10 protein-coding genes are annotated in these 15,155 nt (G+C 53.5%); 7 read left to right on the top strand and 3 right to left on the bottom strand.

The features are described 5' to 3' along the window. Positions 1 to 14 precede the first annotated feature (14 nt). The 3 genes from zipA to BMI79_RS14855 all read left to right on the top strand — a co-directional run bounded on the left by zipA (position 15) and on the right by BMI79_RS14855 (position 3,299). Positions 15 to 983, top strand: a complete 969-nt coding sequence (gene zipA / locus BMI79_RS14845; protein WP_076942906.1) for a cell division protein ZipA — start codon at positions 15 to 17, stop codon at positions 981 to 983. Positions 984 to 1,062: 79 nt separating this feature from the next. After that, positions 1,063 to 3,084: an NAD-dependent DNA ligase LigA gene (ligA, locus tag BMI79_RS14850; RefSeq protein ID WP_076942907.1), complete on the top strand. Its 2,022-nt coding sequence runs from the start codon at positions 1,063 to 1,065 to the stop codon at positions 3,082 to 3,084. Continuing rightward, a complete protein-coding gene (locus BMI79_RS14855; RefSeq protein WP_020827985.1) occupies positions 3,084 to 3,299 on the top strand; it encodes a DUF3820 family protein in 216 nt (71 codons plus the stop codon). Before ligA ends, BMI79_RS14855 begins: the two co-directional genes overlap by 1 nt. Positions 3,300 to 3,475: 176 nt before the next feature. Here BMI79_RS14855 and BMI79_RS14860 read toward each other — a convergent pair whose 3' ends face one another. Next, the gene (locus BMI79_RS14860; protein ID WP_076942908.1) at positions 3,476 to 4,468 is read right to left on the bottom strand and encodes a bile acid:sodium symporter family protein; all 993 of its coding nucleotides are present in this window, start codon (positions 4,466 to 4,468) and stop codon (positions 3,476 to 3,478) included. A gap of 96 nt (positions 4,469 to 4,564) precedes the next feature. Here BMI79_RS14860 and BMI79_RS14865 point away from each other — a divergent pair, with 96 nt between their 5' ends. Then, on the top strand, positions 4,565 to 5,485 hold the full coding sequence (locus BMI79_RS14865; RefSeq protein ID WP_076942909.1) for a LysR family transcriptional regulator: 921 nt from the start codon (positions 4,565 to 4,567) through the stop codon (positions 5,483 to 5,485). Between the two features lie 2 nt (positions 5,486 to 5,487). On the opposite strand, the gene BMI79_RS14870 is transcribed toward BMI79_RS14865, so the two are convergent. Next, positions 5,488 to 6,030 carry a nucleotidyltransferase family protein gene (locus tag BMI79_RS14870; protein WP_076942910.1) on the bottom strand — a complete coding sequence of 181 codons (543 nt, stop codon included), beginning with the start codon at positions 6,028 to 6,030 and terminating at the stop codon, positions 5,488 to 5,490. 196 nt (positions 6,031 to 6,226) lie between these two features. Here BMI79_RS14870 and BMI79_RS14875 point away from each other — a divergent pair, with 196 nt between their 5' ends. Then, complete coding sequence (locus tag BMI79_RS14875; RefSeq protein ID WP_076942911.1) at positions 6,227 to 7,822, top strand: ABC transporter substrate-binding protein; 1,596 nt, start codon at positions 6,227 to 6,229, stop codon at positions 7,820 to 7,822. Between the two features lie 60 nt (positions 7,823 to 7,882). On the opposite strand, the gene BMI79_RS14880 is transcribed toward BMI79_RS14875, so the two are convergent. Further along, positions 7,883 to 9,157 (bottom strand): tetratricopeptide repeat protein, encoded by a 1,275-nt coding sequence (locus tag BMI79_RS14880; protein ID WP_076942912.1) that lies wholly within the window; start codon positions 9,155 to 9,157, stop codon positions 7,883 to 7,885. A 1,056-nt stretch (positions 9,158 to 10,213) separates the two neighbouring features. Here BMI79_RS14880 and BMI79_RS14885 point away from each other — a divergent pair. Both BMI79_RS14885 and BMI79_RS23125 read left to right on the top strand, forming a co-directional pair. Beyond that, entirely contained in the window at positions 10,214 to 10,816 is a 603-nt protein-coding gene (locus tag BMI79_RS14885) for a helix-turn-helix transcriptional regulator (protein WP_076942913.1), read from the top strand. Between the two features lie 795 nt (positions 10,817 to 11,611). Continuing rightward, a partial coding sequence (locus tag BMI79_RS23125) for an Ig-like domain-containing protein (RefSeq protein WP_244157348.1) occupies positions 11,612 to 15,155 on the top strand: 3,544 nt, incomplete at its 3' end.

The following is a 15,155-nucleotide window of genomic DNA, read 5'->3' on the forward strand; positions in this document are numbered from 1 at the left end:
CAACAGAGATAGCAATGATGCAGGATTTGCGTCTGATATTAATCGTTGTTGGCGCGATCGCCATAATAGCGTTGTTATTGCATGGTCTTTGGACCAGCCGTAAAGAACGCTCGTCGATTTTTCGCGATCGCCCAGCCAAACGTTCGAAGAAAGAACGTGAACCCACTCCATTTGACGAACCTGCTGAAGGTGTCGGAGAGGTGCGTATTCGTGCCGCTCATCCTCAGGATGAACCGTCATTGGGTCATTTCGACGCTGCACGCGAAGAGCCAGCGGTTGCGCCGAAGCCTGCTCCAACGGCCCAGCCCGCTCCGCCGGTTGCTCATCAGCCTGCACCGCTTTCACAGCGGCCGGACTATGATGACATCCTGCTGGATAACTACGCGCAGGATGACGAAGACGACGAACCGCAGCAACCCGCGCCGCGCCGTGAGCCGCGTGTTGACGATTTGCCACCAACGCCTGCGCCGCAACTTGAATTCCGTCATGCTGAACCCGCGCAGCAGCCACAGCAGGAAGTGAAACCGGCACCGGCAGAACCGCTCGAACCAGCAAAACTGAAAGAAACCGTTCTGGTGCTGCACGTTGCGGCGCATCAAAGTGGCGTGATTGGCGGCGAAGTTTTGCTGCAGAGCGTGCTGCAGGCGGGCTTTCAATTTGGTGAAATGGGGATCTTCCATCGCCATATCAGCCCGGCAGGCAGCGGCCCGGTGCTGTTCAGCTTGGCCAACATGGTCAAGCCGGGATCGTTTGATCCCGAGATGATGTCCGAGTTTTCTACGCCGGGTGTATCCATGTTTATGATGGTGCCGTCTTATGGCGACGCTAATCAGAACTTCAAGCTGATGTTGCAATCGGCCCAGCGCATTGCCGACGATGTAGGCGGAGTGGTGCTGGATGACGAGCGCCGTATGATGACGCCGCAGAAGCTGGAAACCTACAAAGCGCGCATCCGCGAAGTGTTAGACAACAAGCACGCTTGACCGGAAAGCAACCGCACTGAACAGTCTGTCATTTCTAGCCCCCGCCAGCCGGGGGCTTTTCATCTTTTGATGGTGAGCCATGGAATCGATCAACCAAAAAATCAATCAACTGCGAGCCTCACTGCGCCATCACGAATATCAGTATCACGTGCTTGATGCGCCGGAGATCCCGGATGCGGAATACGATCGTCTGATGCAGGAATTGCGCGCTTTGGAACAGGCGCATCCAGAGCTGATTACCACAGATTCACCGACCCAGCGCGTCGGCGCTGCGCCTTTGGCGGCGTTTGAGCAGGTGCATCATGAAGTGCCGATGCTCTCGTTGGACAACGTCTTTGATGAAGAGGGCTACCTGGCGTTTTACAAGCGCGTACAGGATCGCCTGAAAAGCAGCGAGCCGCTGACGTTCTGCTGTGAACTCAAGCTGGATGGTCTGGCGGTCAGCCTGTTGTACGAAAACGGTGAACTGGTGCGCGCAGCCACCCGTGGCGACGGTACCACCGGGGAGAATATCACTTCCAATGTGCGCACGATTCGCGCCATTCCGCTGCGCCTGACTGGGGATAACATTCCTTCCCGGCTGGAGGTGCGTGGTGAAGTCTTTATGCCGCAGGCCGGTTTTGAGCAGATGAACGAAGAAGCCCGGCGTAAAGACGGCAAAATATTTGCCAACCCGCGCAATGCGGCGGCGGGTTCCATCCGCCAGCTTGATCCGCGCATCACGGCTAAACGTCCGCTGACCTTCTTTTGCTACGGCGTCGGTCTGCTGGAAGGGGGCGAACTGCCGCGCAGCCATTGGCAACGCCTGATGCAGTTTAAAGCCTGGGGCCTGCCGGTGAGCGATCGTGTCAGATGCTGCACCGGCAGCGACGAAGTGCTGGCATTTTATCGTCAGGTTGAACAAGACCGCACCCAACTCGGTTTCGATATCGACGGCGTAGTGGTGAAGATTGACGATATCGATCTGCAGGAAACCCTGGGTTTTGTGGCGCGTGCGCCGCGCTGGGCAACTGCGTTCAAGTTCCCGGCGCAGGAGCAGATCACCCTCGTACGTGAAGTCGAGTTCCAGGTGGGGCGTACCGGTGCGATCACCCCGGTTGCCCGCTTGGAGCCGGTGCAGGTTGCCGGGGTGATTGTCAGCAACGCGACGTTGCATAATGCCGATGAGATCGACCGCCTCGGCCTGCGCATTGGTGACACGGTCATTGTGCGCCGGGCCGGGGATGTTATCCCGCAGGTGGTGGGGGTGATGGAAGAGCGCCGCCCGCAGGATGCGCGCGAGGTGGTGTTCCCGCAGCACTGCCCGGTTTGTGGCTCTGACGTCGAGCGGGTGGAAGGCGAAGCGGTGGCACGTTGCACCGGTGGCCTGATCTGCGGTGCTCAGCGCAAAGAGGCGTTGAAGCACTTTGTCTCGCGCCGCGCGCTGGACGTCGACGGCATGGGGGAAAAAATCATCGAGCAACTGGTGGACAAAGAGTATGTCCATAACCCTGCGGATCTGTTCCGCCTTTCCGCCGGCATTCTGACCGGGCTGGATCGCATGGGGCCGAAGTCGGCGCAGAATCTGGTTAACGCGCTGGAAACCGCCAAACAAACCACGTTTGCCCGTTTCTTGTATGCGCTGGGTATCCGTGAAGTCGGTGAAGCGACGGCGGCGAATCTGGCGGCCCATTTTGGTTCGCTGGAGAAACTGCGAGCGGCCGATCTGGACGCGCTGAAAGAAGTGCAAGATGTTGGGGAAGTGGTTGCCAAGCACCTGGTGAATTTCTTTGCTGAAGCCCATAACCAACAGGTGATCGAAGAGTTGGTCAGCCCGGAAGTCGGCATCAACTGGCCAGCACCGATCGTGGTGGTGGCAGAAGAGATCGACAGCCCGTTTGCGGGCAAAACCGTGGTCCTGACCGGTTCACTCAGCCAGCTTTCTCGTGATGAAGCTAAAGATCGCCTGACTGCATTAGGAGCCAAGGTGAGTGGCAGCGTTTCCAAGAAGACCGATCTGGTGATTGCCGGTGAAGCAGCAGGTTCCAAGCTGGTCAAGGCGCAGGAACTGGGGATTACGGTGATCGACGAAGCGGAAATGATCCGCCTGTTAGGTGCCTGATGGAAAAAGAGAACCTGCTTGAGATCGCCAACACGGTGATGCCTTTTGGTAAATATCAGGGCCGAGTGCTGATCGACTTACCGGAAGAGTACCTGCTGTGGTTTGCCCGCAAAGGCGAATTCCCTAACGGCAAGCTGGGTATGCTGATGGAAATGACGTTGGCGATTAAAATTGAAGGGCTTGACCACCTGGTCAAGCCGCTCAAGAAAAGCTGAATCGGTGGGCGTTAGCCCACCTCAGACTGCTGACAAAGCCCGTTATTAGGGAGAGCGTGCCGAAGGGGTCGTAGCGGCGTAAGCCGCCGGAGCGCCTCTCGGTGCGCTAGGCCCGAGTATCTCGGGTTCAAAAGCGACTTTGTCATCAACCTCCGGTGGGCGTTAGCCCACCTGATTTATCCCTGCGAAGTTTCAGTGCTCAACATCGTCTGCTTTTCCTGCTGTTTTTGCTGATAACGCTTTGCCAGCACCGCGCAGGCCATCAGCTGAATCTGGTGGAAGATCATCAGTGGCAACACCATGATCCCCACGGTGGCCGCCGGGAACAGGATGTTGGCCATCGGGATACCGTTGGCCAGGCTTTTCTTTGAACCACAAAATACGATGGTGATTTCATCGGGTTTGCTAAAGCCCAGCCAGCGCGCCATATAGGTATTCATGACCAGCACCAACGTCAGCAATACCAGGCTGACCACCACGATAAACACCAGTGATCCCACACCCACCTGATGCCAGATACCGTGCGTCACGGCTTCACCGAAGGCGGTATAAACCACCAGCAGAATCGAGGTCTGATCGGTTTTGCCAATCAGCTTGCGATGGCGTTCGACCCATTTACCGATCAGCGGGCGGGAAAGATGCCCGGCAATAAATGGCACCAGCAGTTGCAGCACAATGGTGCCGACCTGCTGTAACCCACCGGTATCGCCATGCACGTTCATCAACAGCCCCACCAGCAGCGGCGAAACAAAAATCCCTAGCAAGCTGGAGGCTGAAGCGCTGCATACTGCCGCCGCCACGTTTCCCCCGGCCAGCGAGGTAAAGGCAATTGCTGACTGCACCGTGGCGGGCAGAATGCACAGATAAATAAAGCCAGTATACAGCTCGGGGCTGACGTTAACAGGCGCCCACCATTTAAACAGCACCCCCAGCACCGGGAAGATGATGAACGTGCTGCACATCACCCACAGATGCAAACGCCAGTTATTGCTGCCCGCCAGGATGGCTTCGCGGGAAAGCTTGGCACCGTGCATAAAGAACAGCAGGGCGATGGCGGCCACGGTGAGCCCATGGAGCCAACCGACGAACTCGCCGCGTGCAGGCAAAAATGAGGCCAGCAGCACGGTAGCAACCAGCGTCAGGGTAAAACGATCGGGGAGAAACTTCATGGTGACTGACTCACAAGAGAAATCGATGCGGCTATTTTTACGCGGCACGATATAATAATAAAATTGATTTATTTAATTCATATATGAATAAAAAACATGAATTACTCTCTCAAGCAGCTCCGCGTCTTTGTCACCATCGCGCGTCATGGCAGCTTCAGCCGTGCGGGGGAGGTATTGGGCCTGACGCAGTCGGCCGTCAGCCACAGTGTCAAAGAGCTGGAGGCCGAAGTGGGCGTGCGCCTGCTGGATCGCACGACTCGTGAAGTGGTGCTGACCGATGCCGGTTTGCGCTTGGCCAATCGCGTCGAACGCCTGCTGGACGAATTACAGACTGCGTTGCTGGATGCGCGCAGCTTTGGCGTGCAACGCAGCGGCACGGTGCGCGTGGCGTCCAGTCAGACCATTTCAGCTCATCTGATGCCGCAGTGTATCGCGGCGGGTGAACAGCAGTATCCCGATATCCGCATTGTGCTGCGCGATCAGTCGCAGCAGCAGGTGTTGAAAAGCATCCGTAACGCCGAAGTGGATTTCGGCATTGTGGTCGATCCAATCCAGGCGCTGGATCTGGACTGCGAAGCGATCCTGTACGAGCCTTTTTTGCTGCTGTGCCGCAACGATCATCCGTTTGCCAGCCAACCTGAAGTGCCGTGGGCGGCGCTTAACGGTTGCCGGCTGGTGCTGCAGGATTATGCTTCCGGTAGCCGGCCCTTGATCGACGGCGCTTTACGCCAGCAGGGGGTAAAGGCGCAGGTAGTGCAGGAAATCGGCCACCCGGCCACGCTGTTCCCGATGGTAACGGCGGGCATTGGTATCAGCATTTTTCCGGCACTGGCGCTACCGCTGCCGGAAGGGGGGCAACTGAAGGTGCGGCGGTTGATGCCGGAGATTAACCGGGCGCTGATGCTGGTAAGGCGCAAAAACCGCTCGCTGACGCCAGCGGCAGAGGTGATATGGCAGGTCGTGCGCCAACAGGCGGAGCGGTTACAGCAGCAGCGCCAGCAACATGCCGAATATTGACGTCAGGCTAATTTTAACCGTGGCCAGCGTTGCAGCCACTGCTTTTGTACCACGCGCTGTTCAAAAGCCGCGAGGTTGTTACTTTTGGCATTGAAAGTGAGGGTATCGCTGAATAGGGCTTGCAGGCCAAAGGGGGCGATCAGGGTGATACTGTCATCCGCGTTTAGCCGGGCACCGACGGCGGTTTCGATCTCTGGCCAAAAACTGATCGCATCTTCGCTGTTCAGGTAAGGCGCACGGTTATTGCGTAAGTGCATACGTGCCTGATTTTTTACCGACCACGGCTGCACCAGCCACTCCTGTAACCGCAATTTCAGCATACCGTCGCGCTGTGCATCATGATGGCGTGGATCAAAATGGATCACGTCGATATCGTTCAACGGGGTGGCCACTTGGTATCCATGTCGTTTATCCCATACCAGATTGCGTACAAAACCTGCTGCCAGGCACCAATCATGCAGGCCGAGCCGCCGCGCGGTGCGCAATGCCTGCATACGTTGCATATCCTGTTGTAGCCAATCAGTAATCTGTTGTTGTGGCTCCATTATTTCTCCTTTGCTGCTACTGTAACCTTAAGCGGACACCAGCAGAATGCACAGCATGATTCTGACGTTTGTTGGTTTATTTTCTCGCCTTGCCCTTGAGTGGAGGTAAGCGGTCGTAACTTATGCTTTACATCCCTAACTGTTTGATTTATTGGTATCAGTGCAGCTAATTTTTAATACCTCATGGGATGGGACAATGCAGAAAAAGATCGTGAAAATGACGCTGGGCCTGTTGGCCCTGGCGGTAATGAGCAGCACACAGGCCAACACGCTGGTTTTCTGTTCAGAGAGTTCGCCAGAAGGCTTCAACCCACAACTGTTTACCTCTGGCCCCACAGTGGATGCCAGTTCTGCCGCCATTTACAACCGGCTAGTGGATTTTAAGGTAGGGACTGTCGATCTACAGCCGAGCCTGGCGGAACGTTGGGAAGTGAGCGAAGACGGCAAAAATTATACCTTCTATCTGCGCAAAGGGGTGAAATTCCAGAGCAATAAGTTCTTCACGCCGACCCGTGATTTTAACGCTGACGACGTGATCTTCTCCTTCATGCGCCAGAAGGACGCGAATAACCCCTATCACAAGGTGTCCAACGGTGCATATACCAACTTTGAGTCGATGGAGTTCGGTTCACTGATCAATAACATCGTCAAGGTGGACGATCATACCGTGCGTTTTGAGCTTTCGCGTGCGGAAGCACCGTTTGTGGCCGATCTGGGGATGTATTTTGCCACCATTCTGTCGGCGGAATACGCCGATGCGATGCTGAAGGCTGGCACGCCGCAGCGGGTGGATAACGATCCGATTGGTACTGGGCCGTTCCAGCTTTTGCAGTATCAAAAAGACGCCAAGATCCTCTATAAGGCGTTTGACCACTATTGGGAAGGCAAGCCGAAGATCGATCGGTTGGTGTACTCCATCACGCCAGATGCGGCGGTGCGTTACGCTAAATTGCAAAAGAACGAGTGCCAGGTGATGCCGTTCCCGAATCCCGCTGACTTAGTGCGCATGCGCGAAGATAAAAATATTCAGGTGATGGAGAAATCGGGTCTGAATATCGGTTTTCTGGCGTTTAACACCGAGAAAAAACCGCTTGATAACGTGAAAGTGCGTCAGGCATTGGCGATGGCGGTGAATCGACCGGCGATCATCGAGGCGGTGTTCCACGGCGCGGGCCAGCAGGCGAAAAATTTGTTACCACCTACCCAATGGGGCAACAATGCCAGCATTGAAGATTATGCCTATGCGCCAGAAAAGGCGAAGCAACTGCTGCAAGAGGCAGGCCTGGGAGAGGGGTTTGCCATCGATTTATGGGCGATGCCAGTGCAGCGCCCTTATAACCCGAACGCCAAACGGATGGCTGAGATGATCCAGGCGGATTGGGCCAAGATCGGCGTGCAGGCCAAAATTGTCACTTTTGAATGGGGTGAGTATCTGCAACGTGTGAAAAGCGGCGAGCACCAGACGGCGTTGATGGGTTGGACGACCGCCAATGGCGATCCGGATAATTTTTTCGGCCCGCTGTTTACCTGTACCTCAGCCAACGGGGGATCGAACTCCGCCAAGTGGTGCTACAAACCCTTTGACGAATTGATCGCTAAAGCGCGTGAAGAAAACGATCATCAGAAACGTGTGGCAATGTATGAGCAGGCGCAGGTGATGATGCACGAGCAAATGCCCGCGTTGATGATCGCCCATTCCACCATCTTTGAGCCAGTGCGCAAAGAAGTGAAAGGCTACGAGATCGATCCGTTCGGTAAGCACATCTTCAAACAGGTTACGCTGGAGGAGTAATGATCCTAGATCACAGCGCCTAAGCATAAGGGGGCCCATTTAGGGCCCCTTAAAAGGCTATCAAGCGATATTTCGCAGTTGCCATCTTCCGGCAAGGATAGGATCAAGCAAAAAGAAAGGCATTAGTTCGCGCCACTCGTGGTTTTTCACTACGGTTGCATACTGGCATAAGCGGTTACCCTGTTCATCCAGCACTTCCCATGACTGCAATTCACCTTCTTCCTTTTGGCTGGCTACGCCCGCTAACTGATAGCTGGCGTTACTGCCAACGTGAAACTTGTCCGTCTGCCAGCGGATTGGAGCATGTGCAGGAAAGGGCTGTGCCTGATAGAAACCAAAGAGATCGTCATGGCTGAGCAGGCTCTGCCTGACGGTGGGCCACAGATGTTGGCGCAGGAAGTATTGATCGACAAAGCGGCGATGATTCTCCTGCTGGCTCAGGTATTCGCGGGTCTGGTTGATGATCGAAGGCAGGTTGGGGTTGTGGCAGCCTCCCCACATCCCTGCCAGCAACAGTTCCGTATGAGTAAAGTAATCTCTCATATGGTGATACCAGCAATCGCTTTGTATCCAGGCTTCCACAGCGGCTTGCTCTCGCTCGGAGAGCAGTGAATCCGCGTCGCGGATGAGATAGCGCTTGACGTCAGGATCGTCCAGCACTAGAAAACGCCACATCAACGCAGGGATAGTCTGATGTAGCTCTCCTTCCACCTTGATCACCTTGGCTCCTTCTTCGCGCAGACGCCGCTGTACGTCCTGCGGCACGCTATCGTCCAGATAGAAACGGCAATGCCAGTGAGGGAACAATGCTTTGCTCACTTTGGCGTTCATGATGGCACTTTCGCAGTAACGAACCAATGAGCCAAACAGGGTGAACGCGATGGCGTTTTCTTCCGGGTTATGCGGATTAAATGCTGGGGGATGCGTTGCTGGCAATGGGTAAGCTGGGTAAGCACCGAATTTCTGATCGCCTTGTTCCAGTGACATCAAACCAAAGCGCCGAACCTCATCCGGGCGATTTAACCAGCCGCAGACTTCCGTCAAGCCATCGATCATTGTGGCGGGAAGTTGTTCGAGTGGCTGGCGCTGTAACAGTTTTTTATAGGTCTTGTAGGCCTTTTCATATTCTCCGGTGCGCATCAAGCACAGAGCATAGCTGGAAAGCACATCGGCATTATGTGGCACTAAGCGTAGCGTAGCTTCTGCGAGTGCTTTGCCTGCGGCATAGTCATTGAGGGCGATAGCCTCGCGATACTGTTGTGCAAGGGCGTTAAGACGTTGTTCTTGCACAACATAAGATGAAGAAGTGGGGCGGCTTTTCTGGAAAGGGCGCATAAATAAGCTTGCCTCAAACTGATACGTGATCTGAATGTGGGGGCAAGCGCTGTGTTATCTCTGCCCCCATTGCACCCTTGGTGAAAAAGCCAAAGGCACTATTTCCATCCTGTTGAAAAAACGCGAATTAAAGCAGAATAGCCCGACTGGGAAAGCCAACAGGATTTTATCTATTATCCACGTGGTAATCATAACGCTGAAATCCGTGCGTGATAATAACGATATCATGAGTGGGGGGGGGACTGCCATATTCTGAGTCATTCCGGACAGCCCTGTGCGGATATGCTCTGTATCAATGCCAGTCTGCCTCGGTCTGTCGTGTGTAATATCCTATTACTGCTCTATACGGATATTTATACTTGTTTGCTTTTCGTTTACCAAACTCGGTGTATGGTTTACAGAGTAAGTAGTATTGGTGATTTGTTAAATAACGAGACTATCCTGTTTAACGATCGCTTTACTTATGCCTTGTAGGAATATTCCTGCAAATATATCTATCATCTTATTATTCCTGCCTATGTTAGGTCTATTTCTGGCTTTTTGTTAAGATTTTTCTTATATAAAAACCAATGACTTACGTCAATTTAAACGAATAATCAATAGAATCTATTTTTTTTTCATTATTGTTCATGTATTATCCTTATAAGAAAATGCTTAGTGATTTGTTTTTAGGAATTATCTTACGACGTGGGTTCGTGAAGTCTTATTTCTATTTTATTGGGGAAAAGTAGAATCCTCCCTGATATGGATAATAATAATTAGCGATAGCTCAGATCTAAATTTTTTAAATGCAAACTCTACTCATTTCGCATTAATGAAAAGAAGACGATAAATGGAATTTTAGTCACTGCTTACCACACTTCTTTACGCGGTTTTATATGCTATCACACTGTGTTGCATTAGGTTTGGCTCCCTGGAGTTTATTGACCAGGAGGCGTACGCATGGATGTCGATGGGCTGGCTATGGCCAGTAACCCGAGTGAGAGGCGGTTGCTGATTCCCCTATAGTTTCAAGTATAAAGGGGATATGGACGGCAGTATTAACAGGATTTTAAGATGAAAGTTTTATACTTGGGTGAAAAAAACATTGGAAGTTTAGGGATTATCCGCATCATTGAGACTAGCTACCCAGAGTCATCAATTATTCTAAAAGGTGTGGAAGAGTGCAGTAATAAGGCATTATCAGAGCCTTATGATATCTGTATTATTGATGGCAAGAAACTTGATGCTCAACCGGTTGAAAATTTAAAAAAACTGACGTTGTTGTCTAGCGTCCCCGTTCTTGTTTTGGCTAAAAAAGAGCAATCATTGCATAAGTTCTTCAATCACTTGAGCAATGTACGTGGAATTATTGAGTACGAAAGTGGTGTTGAGTTTTTCCTTAATGCGATAAATATGGTTCTAGCCGGTGGATATTGTTATTCATGGGATGTCTATAGTTTGAAGAATGACAGTTCAGAACTCTTCAATGAGGAGTATTTTGAGTCTGTTGGTCTAACGCGGAGGGAGATGGAGATCCTGAAGATGTACCTTGATGGTGCAACGAATAAGGAAATTTCAATTAAACTGTCAAGAAGTCAAAAAACGATTAGTGCCCATAAGTCTAATATACTGCGCAAAATTGGTACTAAGCGGTTACCCATTAGTTCAGCACATTAAGTCACTTTTTTGGCCGGTTCCAATACCTTCTTCTTCTTGTATTGGAACATCCAAAGCTTATAGAACAAAAAACTATCTTGGCACGTCGCCGTTCTGTCATATCGGATGTGAGAGAGGAAGACGAGGGTTTTGTACTATCTTACTATATCTATTGTACTTTCTTCTATTAAAAAAAATAGACCATTGGTGGCTTCCCCCCGTGTTCTGCTATCTGCAGTGTTTGCGTTTTAGGCCACATCTAGCTGAATTTTTCAGCTGTCAAACTTAACTTTCCGTACTATCGGGTTCTTTCATCTTGAGTGGGTTATTAGTAACCAAACTTTCTCTTTTTTATTAATTTTAATTATCATTCATGGCGAGTTTTTGTACTTATCTTCACTCGGGATTTTCTCTTTTTAAAACTATTTGTTGATGATTTTTTGCACTTTTATCAACATTTATTGAATTAGATTAATCCTAAAAATAGTGATTTAATCTTAATTATAGGAATGGATTATTTGTTTAATCTTAGGATTATTTTTTCTTACTTTATTGTATTTAATTGTGATTGGTTATGGGTTTTTATATTAAAAATCCAATAAAAACATGTTGTTATGTTTTTTTGTTGGTTTGGTTTTCTTATTTTTACTTAGCGTATTGTTTTTGTGTGGTTATAGCCTTGTGAGGAGGCCTAATTTGACGGGTAATTGGTGATAAGATGTTCGGTGATTAACTCGTGTGACAATGCGAGGATAGGTTGTTATCAGGGAATGCAATTGAATTTTAATCGGAATTATGTCTGGAGTCATGACTTACATGGATAAAACAATAGTTCTGGCTGTTAACAGTGGAGAAGGAAAAACTCGGCTGCTGACTGCGAACGCAAACAAGGCTGTTAAAGTTAAACTGATTCACGGTAATAAATATCTGCTGAAAAATCTGGGTAATGATTTTGCACCAGAAAATATTACCTTGGCTCGTGTAGGGAAAGCGCTACACGTTATCCAGGAAGGAGATACCAAAGCCAGTATCATTATTGAAGATTACTTCAATGGTGATGCCAACAATCCAGTACTGCTGGGCATGGCGGAAGATGGGCAGTTATATGCCTATGTTCCCTTGTCGGGAGAAGGCTACGAACATGGCTATTTGACCAGCGAAGGTGAGTTTTCCCCTGTCGCTTTAGGTGGCCCCGCTTTGGGCAGCGGCAACGGTATCTTTACCTCCTCAGATGACAACCACGACGCCCTGTTTGGCCTGCTCGGCTGGGTGGCTGCAGCTACCGCCATCGGTGCCGGCGCAGCCATTGTCTATCATAACCGCAGTACTGACGATAACCAGACCGACAACACGCCACCGGCAACACCGGCTATCGGCCAGGCGTTAGACCAGACCGGTGCCGTTACCGGCACCATTCAAAACGGCAGCGTCACCGATGAAACCCGCCCGGTTCTGAGCGGCCAGGGTGTGCCCGGCGATCTCATCACCGTCTATGACAACGGCCAAACCATTGGCAGCGTGGTGATTGACGGCAACGGCAACTGGACATTTACCCCTGATACGGCCCTGGGCGAAGGTTCGCACCAGTTGGTGGTCACCGAAACCGATCCGTCGGGCAATGTCAGCTCGCCTTCCGGCTCCCTGAATTTTAACGTCGATACCACGCCTCCGGATGCACCGGGTCTCCAGCATGTCATGGATAAAGTGGGGGATGTCGTTGGTGAGATTAAAGCCGGCGGTGTCACCGACGATCCGCGCCCAGAACTGAGCGGCAGCGGCGAAGTGGGCAGCAAGGTCACCATTTATGACAACGGCACCGTGATTGGTGAAACCGAAGTCAACGAAGACGGTCGCTGGTTCTTCAAGCCCGACACGGCCCTGACCGATGGCGAGCACAACCTGACGGTTTCCCAGACCGATCCGGCGGGCAACCAGAGCGAGCCGTCTGGCGGCTGGAGCTTTACGGTTGATACCCAGGCCCCTTCCCAGCAGCACATCGACAGCATGATTGACAACACGGGCAGCGTGACTGGCCCGATGACCAACGGCAGCGTCACCGATGAAAAACACCCGGAACTGAACGGGGTGGGTGAGCCGGGTAACGTCATCATCATCACTGATAATGGAAAAGAAGTGGGCTCGACGGTCGTTGACGACCAGGGTAACTGGCACTACGTCATCGATGAGCCGCTTGAAGACGGCAGCCATAAGCTGGTGGTGACCGAGGTTGACCAGGCCGGTAACGCTGGCACCCCGTCCAACCCGATTGACATCGTGATCGATACTGCGGCACCGGGCAAACCGGTGCTGGGCGCCGCCATTGATGACGCCGGGGCGATCCGCGGCCCGTTGGCCAGCGGCAGCGTGACCGACGACAGCACGCCGACCTTCACCGGCACGGCCGAGGCGGGCAGCATCATCAATGTGTACGACGACGGCAAACTGTTGGGTTCGGTCACCGCTGACAACAACGGCAGCTGGACCTTTACCCCGATCGACGCGCTGCCGGAAGGCGCGCACACTATCACCACCACTGCGACGGACAAGGCGGGTAATACCAGCGAATCGTCCGACGTGTTTGAACTGACCACCGACTACACGCCATCGCCCATGGATCCTGAGCATCTGGCGATTACGGCGGTGGAAGATCGCGTGGGCGATCGCCAGGGCCTGGTGGACAACGGCGCCATCACTGATGACAGCCAGCCGCTGATCAGCGGTATCGGCACCGCCGGTGACACCGTGTTTGTTTACACCACCGACAGCGCCGGCCAGCACCTGATTGGCAGTGCCGTGGTGCAGTCAGATGGCAAGTGGAGCATGACGCCTGAACTGCCGCTGCAGGAAGGCAACAACCAACTGGCGATCGTGGCGCAGGATCCGGCGGGCAACCGTACCGGCTTCTCTTCACCGAGCTATGACATCAGCCTGTTTATTCCTGTCTCATCCCAGCCGGCGATCGGCAGCGTGGTGGACAACGCCGAGCCGCACGTGGGGCCACTGCAGAAGGATGATGTGACCAACGACAGCACCCCAACCCTTTCCGGCACCGCCAAAGCGGGCGATATCGTGACCGTGCTTGACAACGGCCAGGCGATCGGTTCGGTCACTGCCGATGCCAACGGCACGTGGAGCTTCACGCCGGAAACGGCGCTGAAAGATGGCAGCCACAGCCTGAGCGTCACCGCGACCGACGCGGCAGGCAACGTCAGCGCACCAAGCGGCAGCTTCGGGATCGTGATTGATACTGTCGCCCCGGATGCGCAGGGCGACATCCTCATCATCGACAACATGGGTGAGAAGACCGGGGAAGTGAAGCCGGGCGATACCACCGATGACCGTTCACCGACCCTGACAGGGAAAGGCGAACCGGGCGACACCGTAACGGTGATCGACAACGGCAAGGTGATCGGCAGCAGCGTGATCGACGAGAACGGCAACTGGACGTTTACCCCGAGCGAACCGCTGGACAACGGCGACCACACCCTGAGCACCACCGTGACCGATCCGGCGGGCAACGTGAGCGAGCCAAGCCCGGGCGTGAAGATCGTGGTGGACGACAGCCCGGTCCTGGTACAGCTGGGTTCAGTGATCGACAGCGCAGGGCCGAACACCGGCAGCCTGCAGCCCGGCAATGTGACGGACGACGCCCGTCCAGAACTGAACGGCAGCGGCAAGCCGGGCAGCGTGGTGACCGTGAAAGACGGTGACACCGTGCTGGGCACCACCATTGTGAAGCAGGACGGTAGCTGGAGCTTTACGCCAGAAACCGACCTGGGCGACGGCAATCACAGCCTGACCGTGACCGCGGAAGATACCGCGGGCAACAGCGTGACCTCCCCGGCGTTTGAGCTGAAGGTGGACACGGAAGCGCCAGCACAACCGGTGATCGGTGGTGCGATTGACGACCTGGGCGACATCCGTGGGCCATTGGCCAGCGGCGGCGTGACCGACGACAGCACGCCAACCTTCACGGGTTCGGCTGAAGCGGGCAGCATCATTAATGTGTACGACGACGGTAAACTGTTGGGTTCGGTCAAGGCCGGCGACGACGGGGTCTGGAGCTTTACGCCAACCACGTCGCTGCCTGAAGGTGCACACCATATCACCACCACGGCAACGGACGCCGCGGGCAACACCAGTGCGCCATCCGAGTCATTTGATCTGACCACCGATTACTCGGCCCCGGATGCCAGCCTGGTGGCGATCACCGGCGTGGACGATCAGGTGGGCCAGAACAAGGGGAACGTGGTTGCCGGTGGCACTACCGACGACAACCGTCCGACCCTCAGCGGGACGGGCGCCGAAGCCGGCAACACCATTACGGTGTACAACGGCTCGACCGCGATCGGCACGGCCA

Source organism: Serratia oryzae (assembly GCF_001976145.1).
GTDB lineage: Bacteria > Pseudomonadota > Gammaproteobacteria > Enterobacterales > Enterobacteriaceae > Chania > Chania oryzae.

What these genes read in the sequence shown, in the direction of transcription:
- zipA (WP_076942906.1), top strand. Translation starts at nt 15, where the DNA reads ATGATGCAGGATTTGCGTCTGATATTAATCGTTGTTGGCGCGATCGCC.
- ligA (WP_076942907.1), top strand. Translation starts at nt 1,063, where the DNA reads ATGGAATCGATCAACCAAAAAATCAATCAACTGCGAGCCTCACTGCGC.
- BMI79_RS14855 (WP_020827985.1), top strand. Translation starts at nt 3,084, where the DNA reads ATGGAAAAAGAGAACCTGCTTGAGATCGCCAACACGGTGATGCCTTTT.
- BMI79_RS14860 (WP_076942908.1), bottom strand. Translation starts at nt 4,468, where the DNA reads ATGAAGTTTCTCCCCGATCGTTTTACCCTGACGCTGGTTGCTACCGTG.
- BMI79_RS14865 (WP_076942909.1), top strand. Translation starts at nt 4,565, where the DNA reads ATGAATTACTCTCTCAAGCAGCTCCGCGTCTTTGTCACCATCGCGCGT.
- BMI79_RS14870 (WP_076942910.1), bottom strand. Translation starts at nt 6,030, where the DNA reads ATGGAGCCACAACAACAGATTACTGATTGGCTACAACAGGATATGCAA.
- BMI79_RS14875 (WP_076942911.1), top strand. Translation starts at nt 6,227, where the DNA reads ATGCAGAAAAAGATCGTGAAAATGACGCTGGGCCTGTTGGCCCTGGCG.
- BMI79_RS14880 (WP_076942912.1), bottom strand. Translation starts at nt 9,157, where the DNA reads ATGCGCCCTTTCCAGAAAAGCCGCCCCACTTCTTCATCTTATGTTGTG.
- BMI79_RS14885 (WP_076942913.1), top strand. Translation starts at nt 10,214, where the DNA reads ATGAAAGTTTTATACTTGGGTGAAAAAAACATTGGAAGTTTAGGGATT.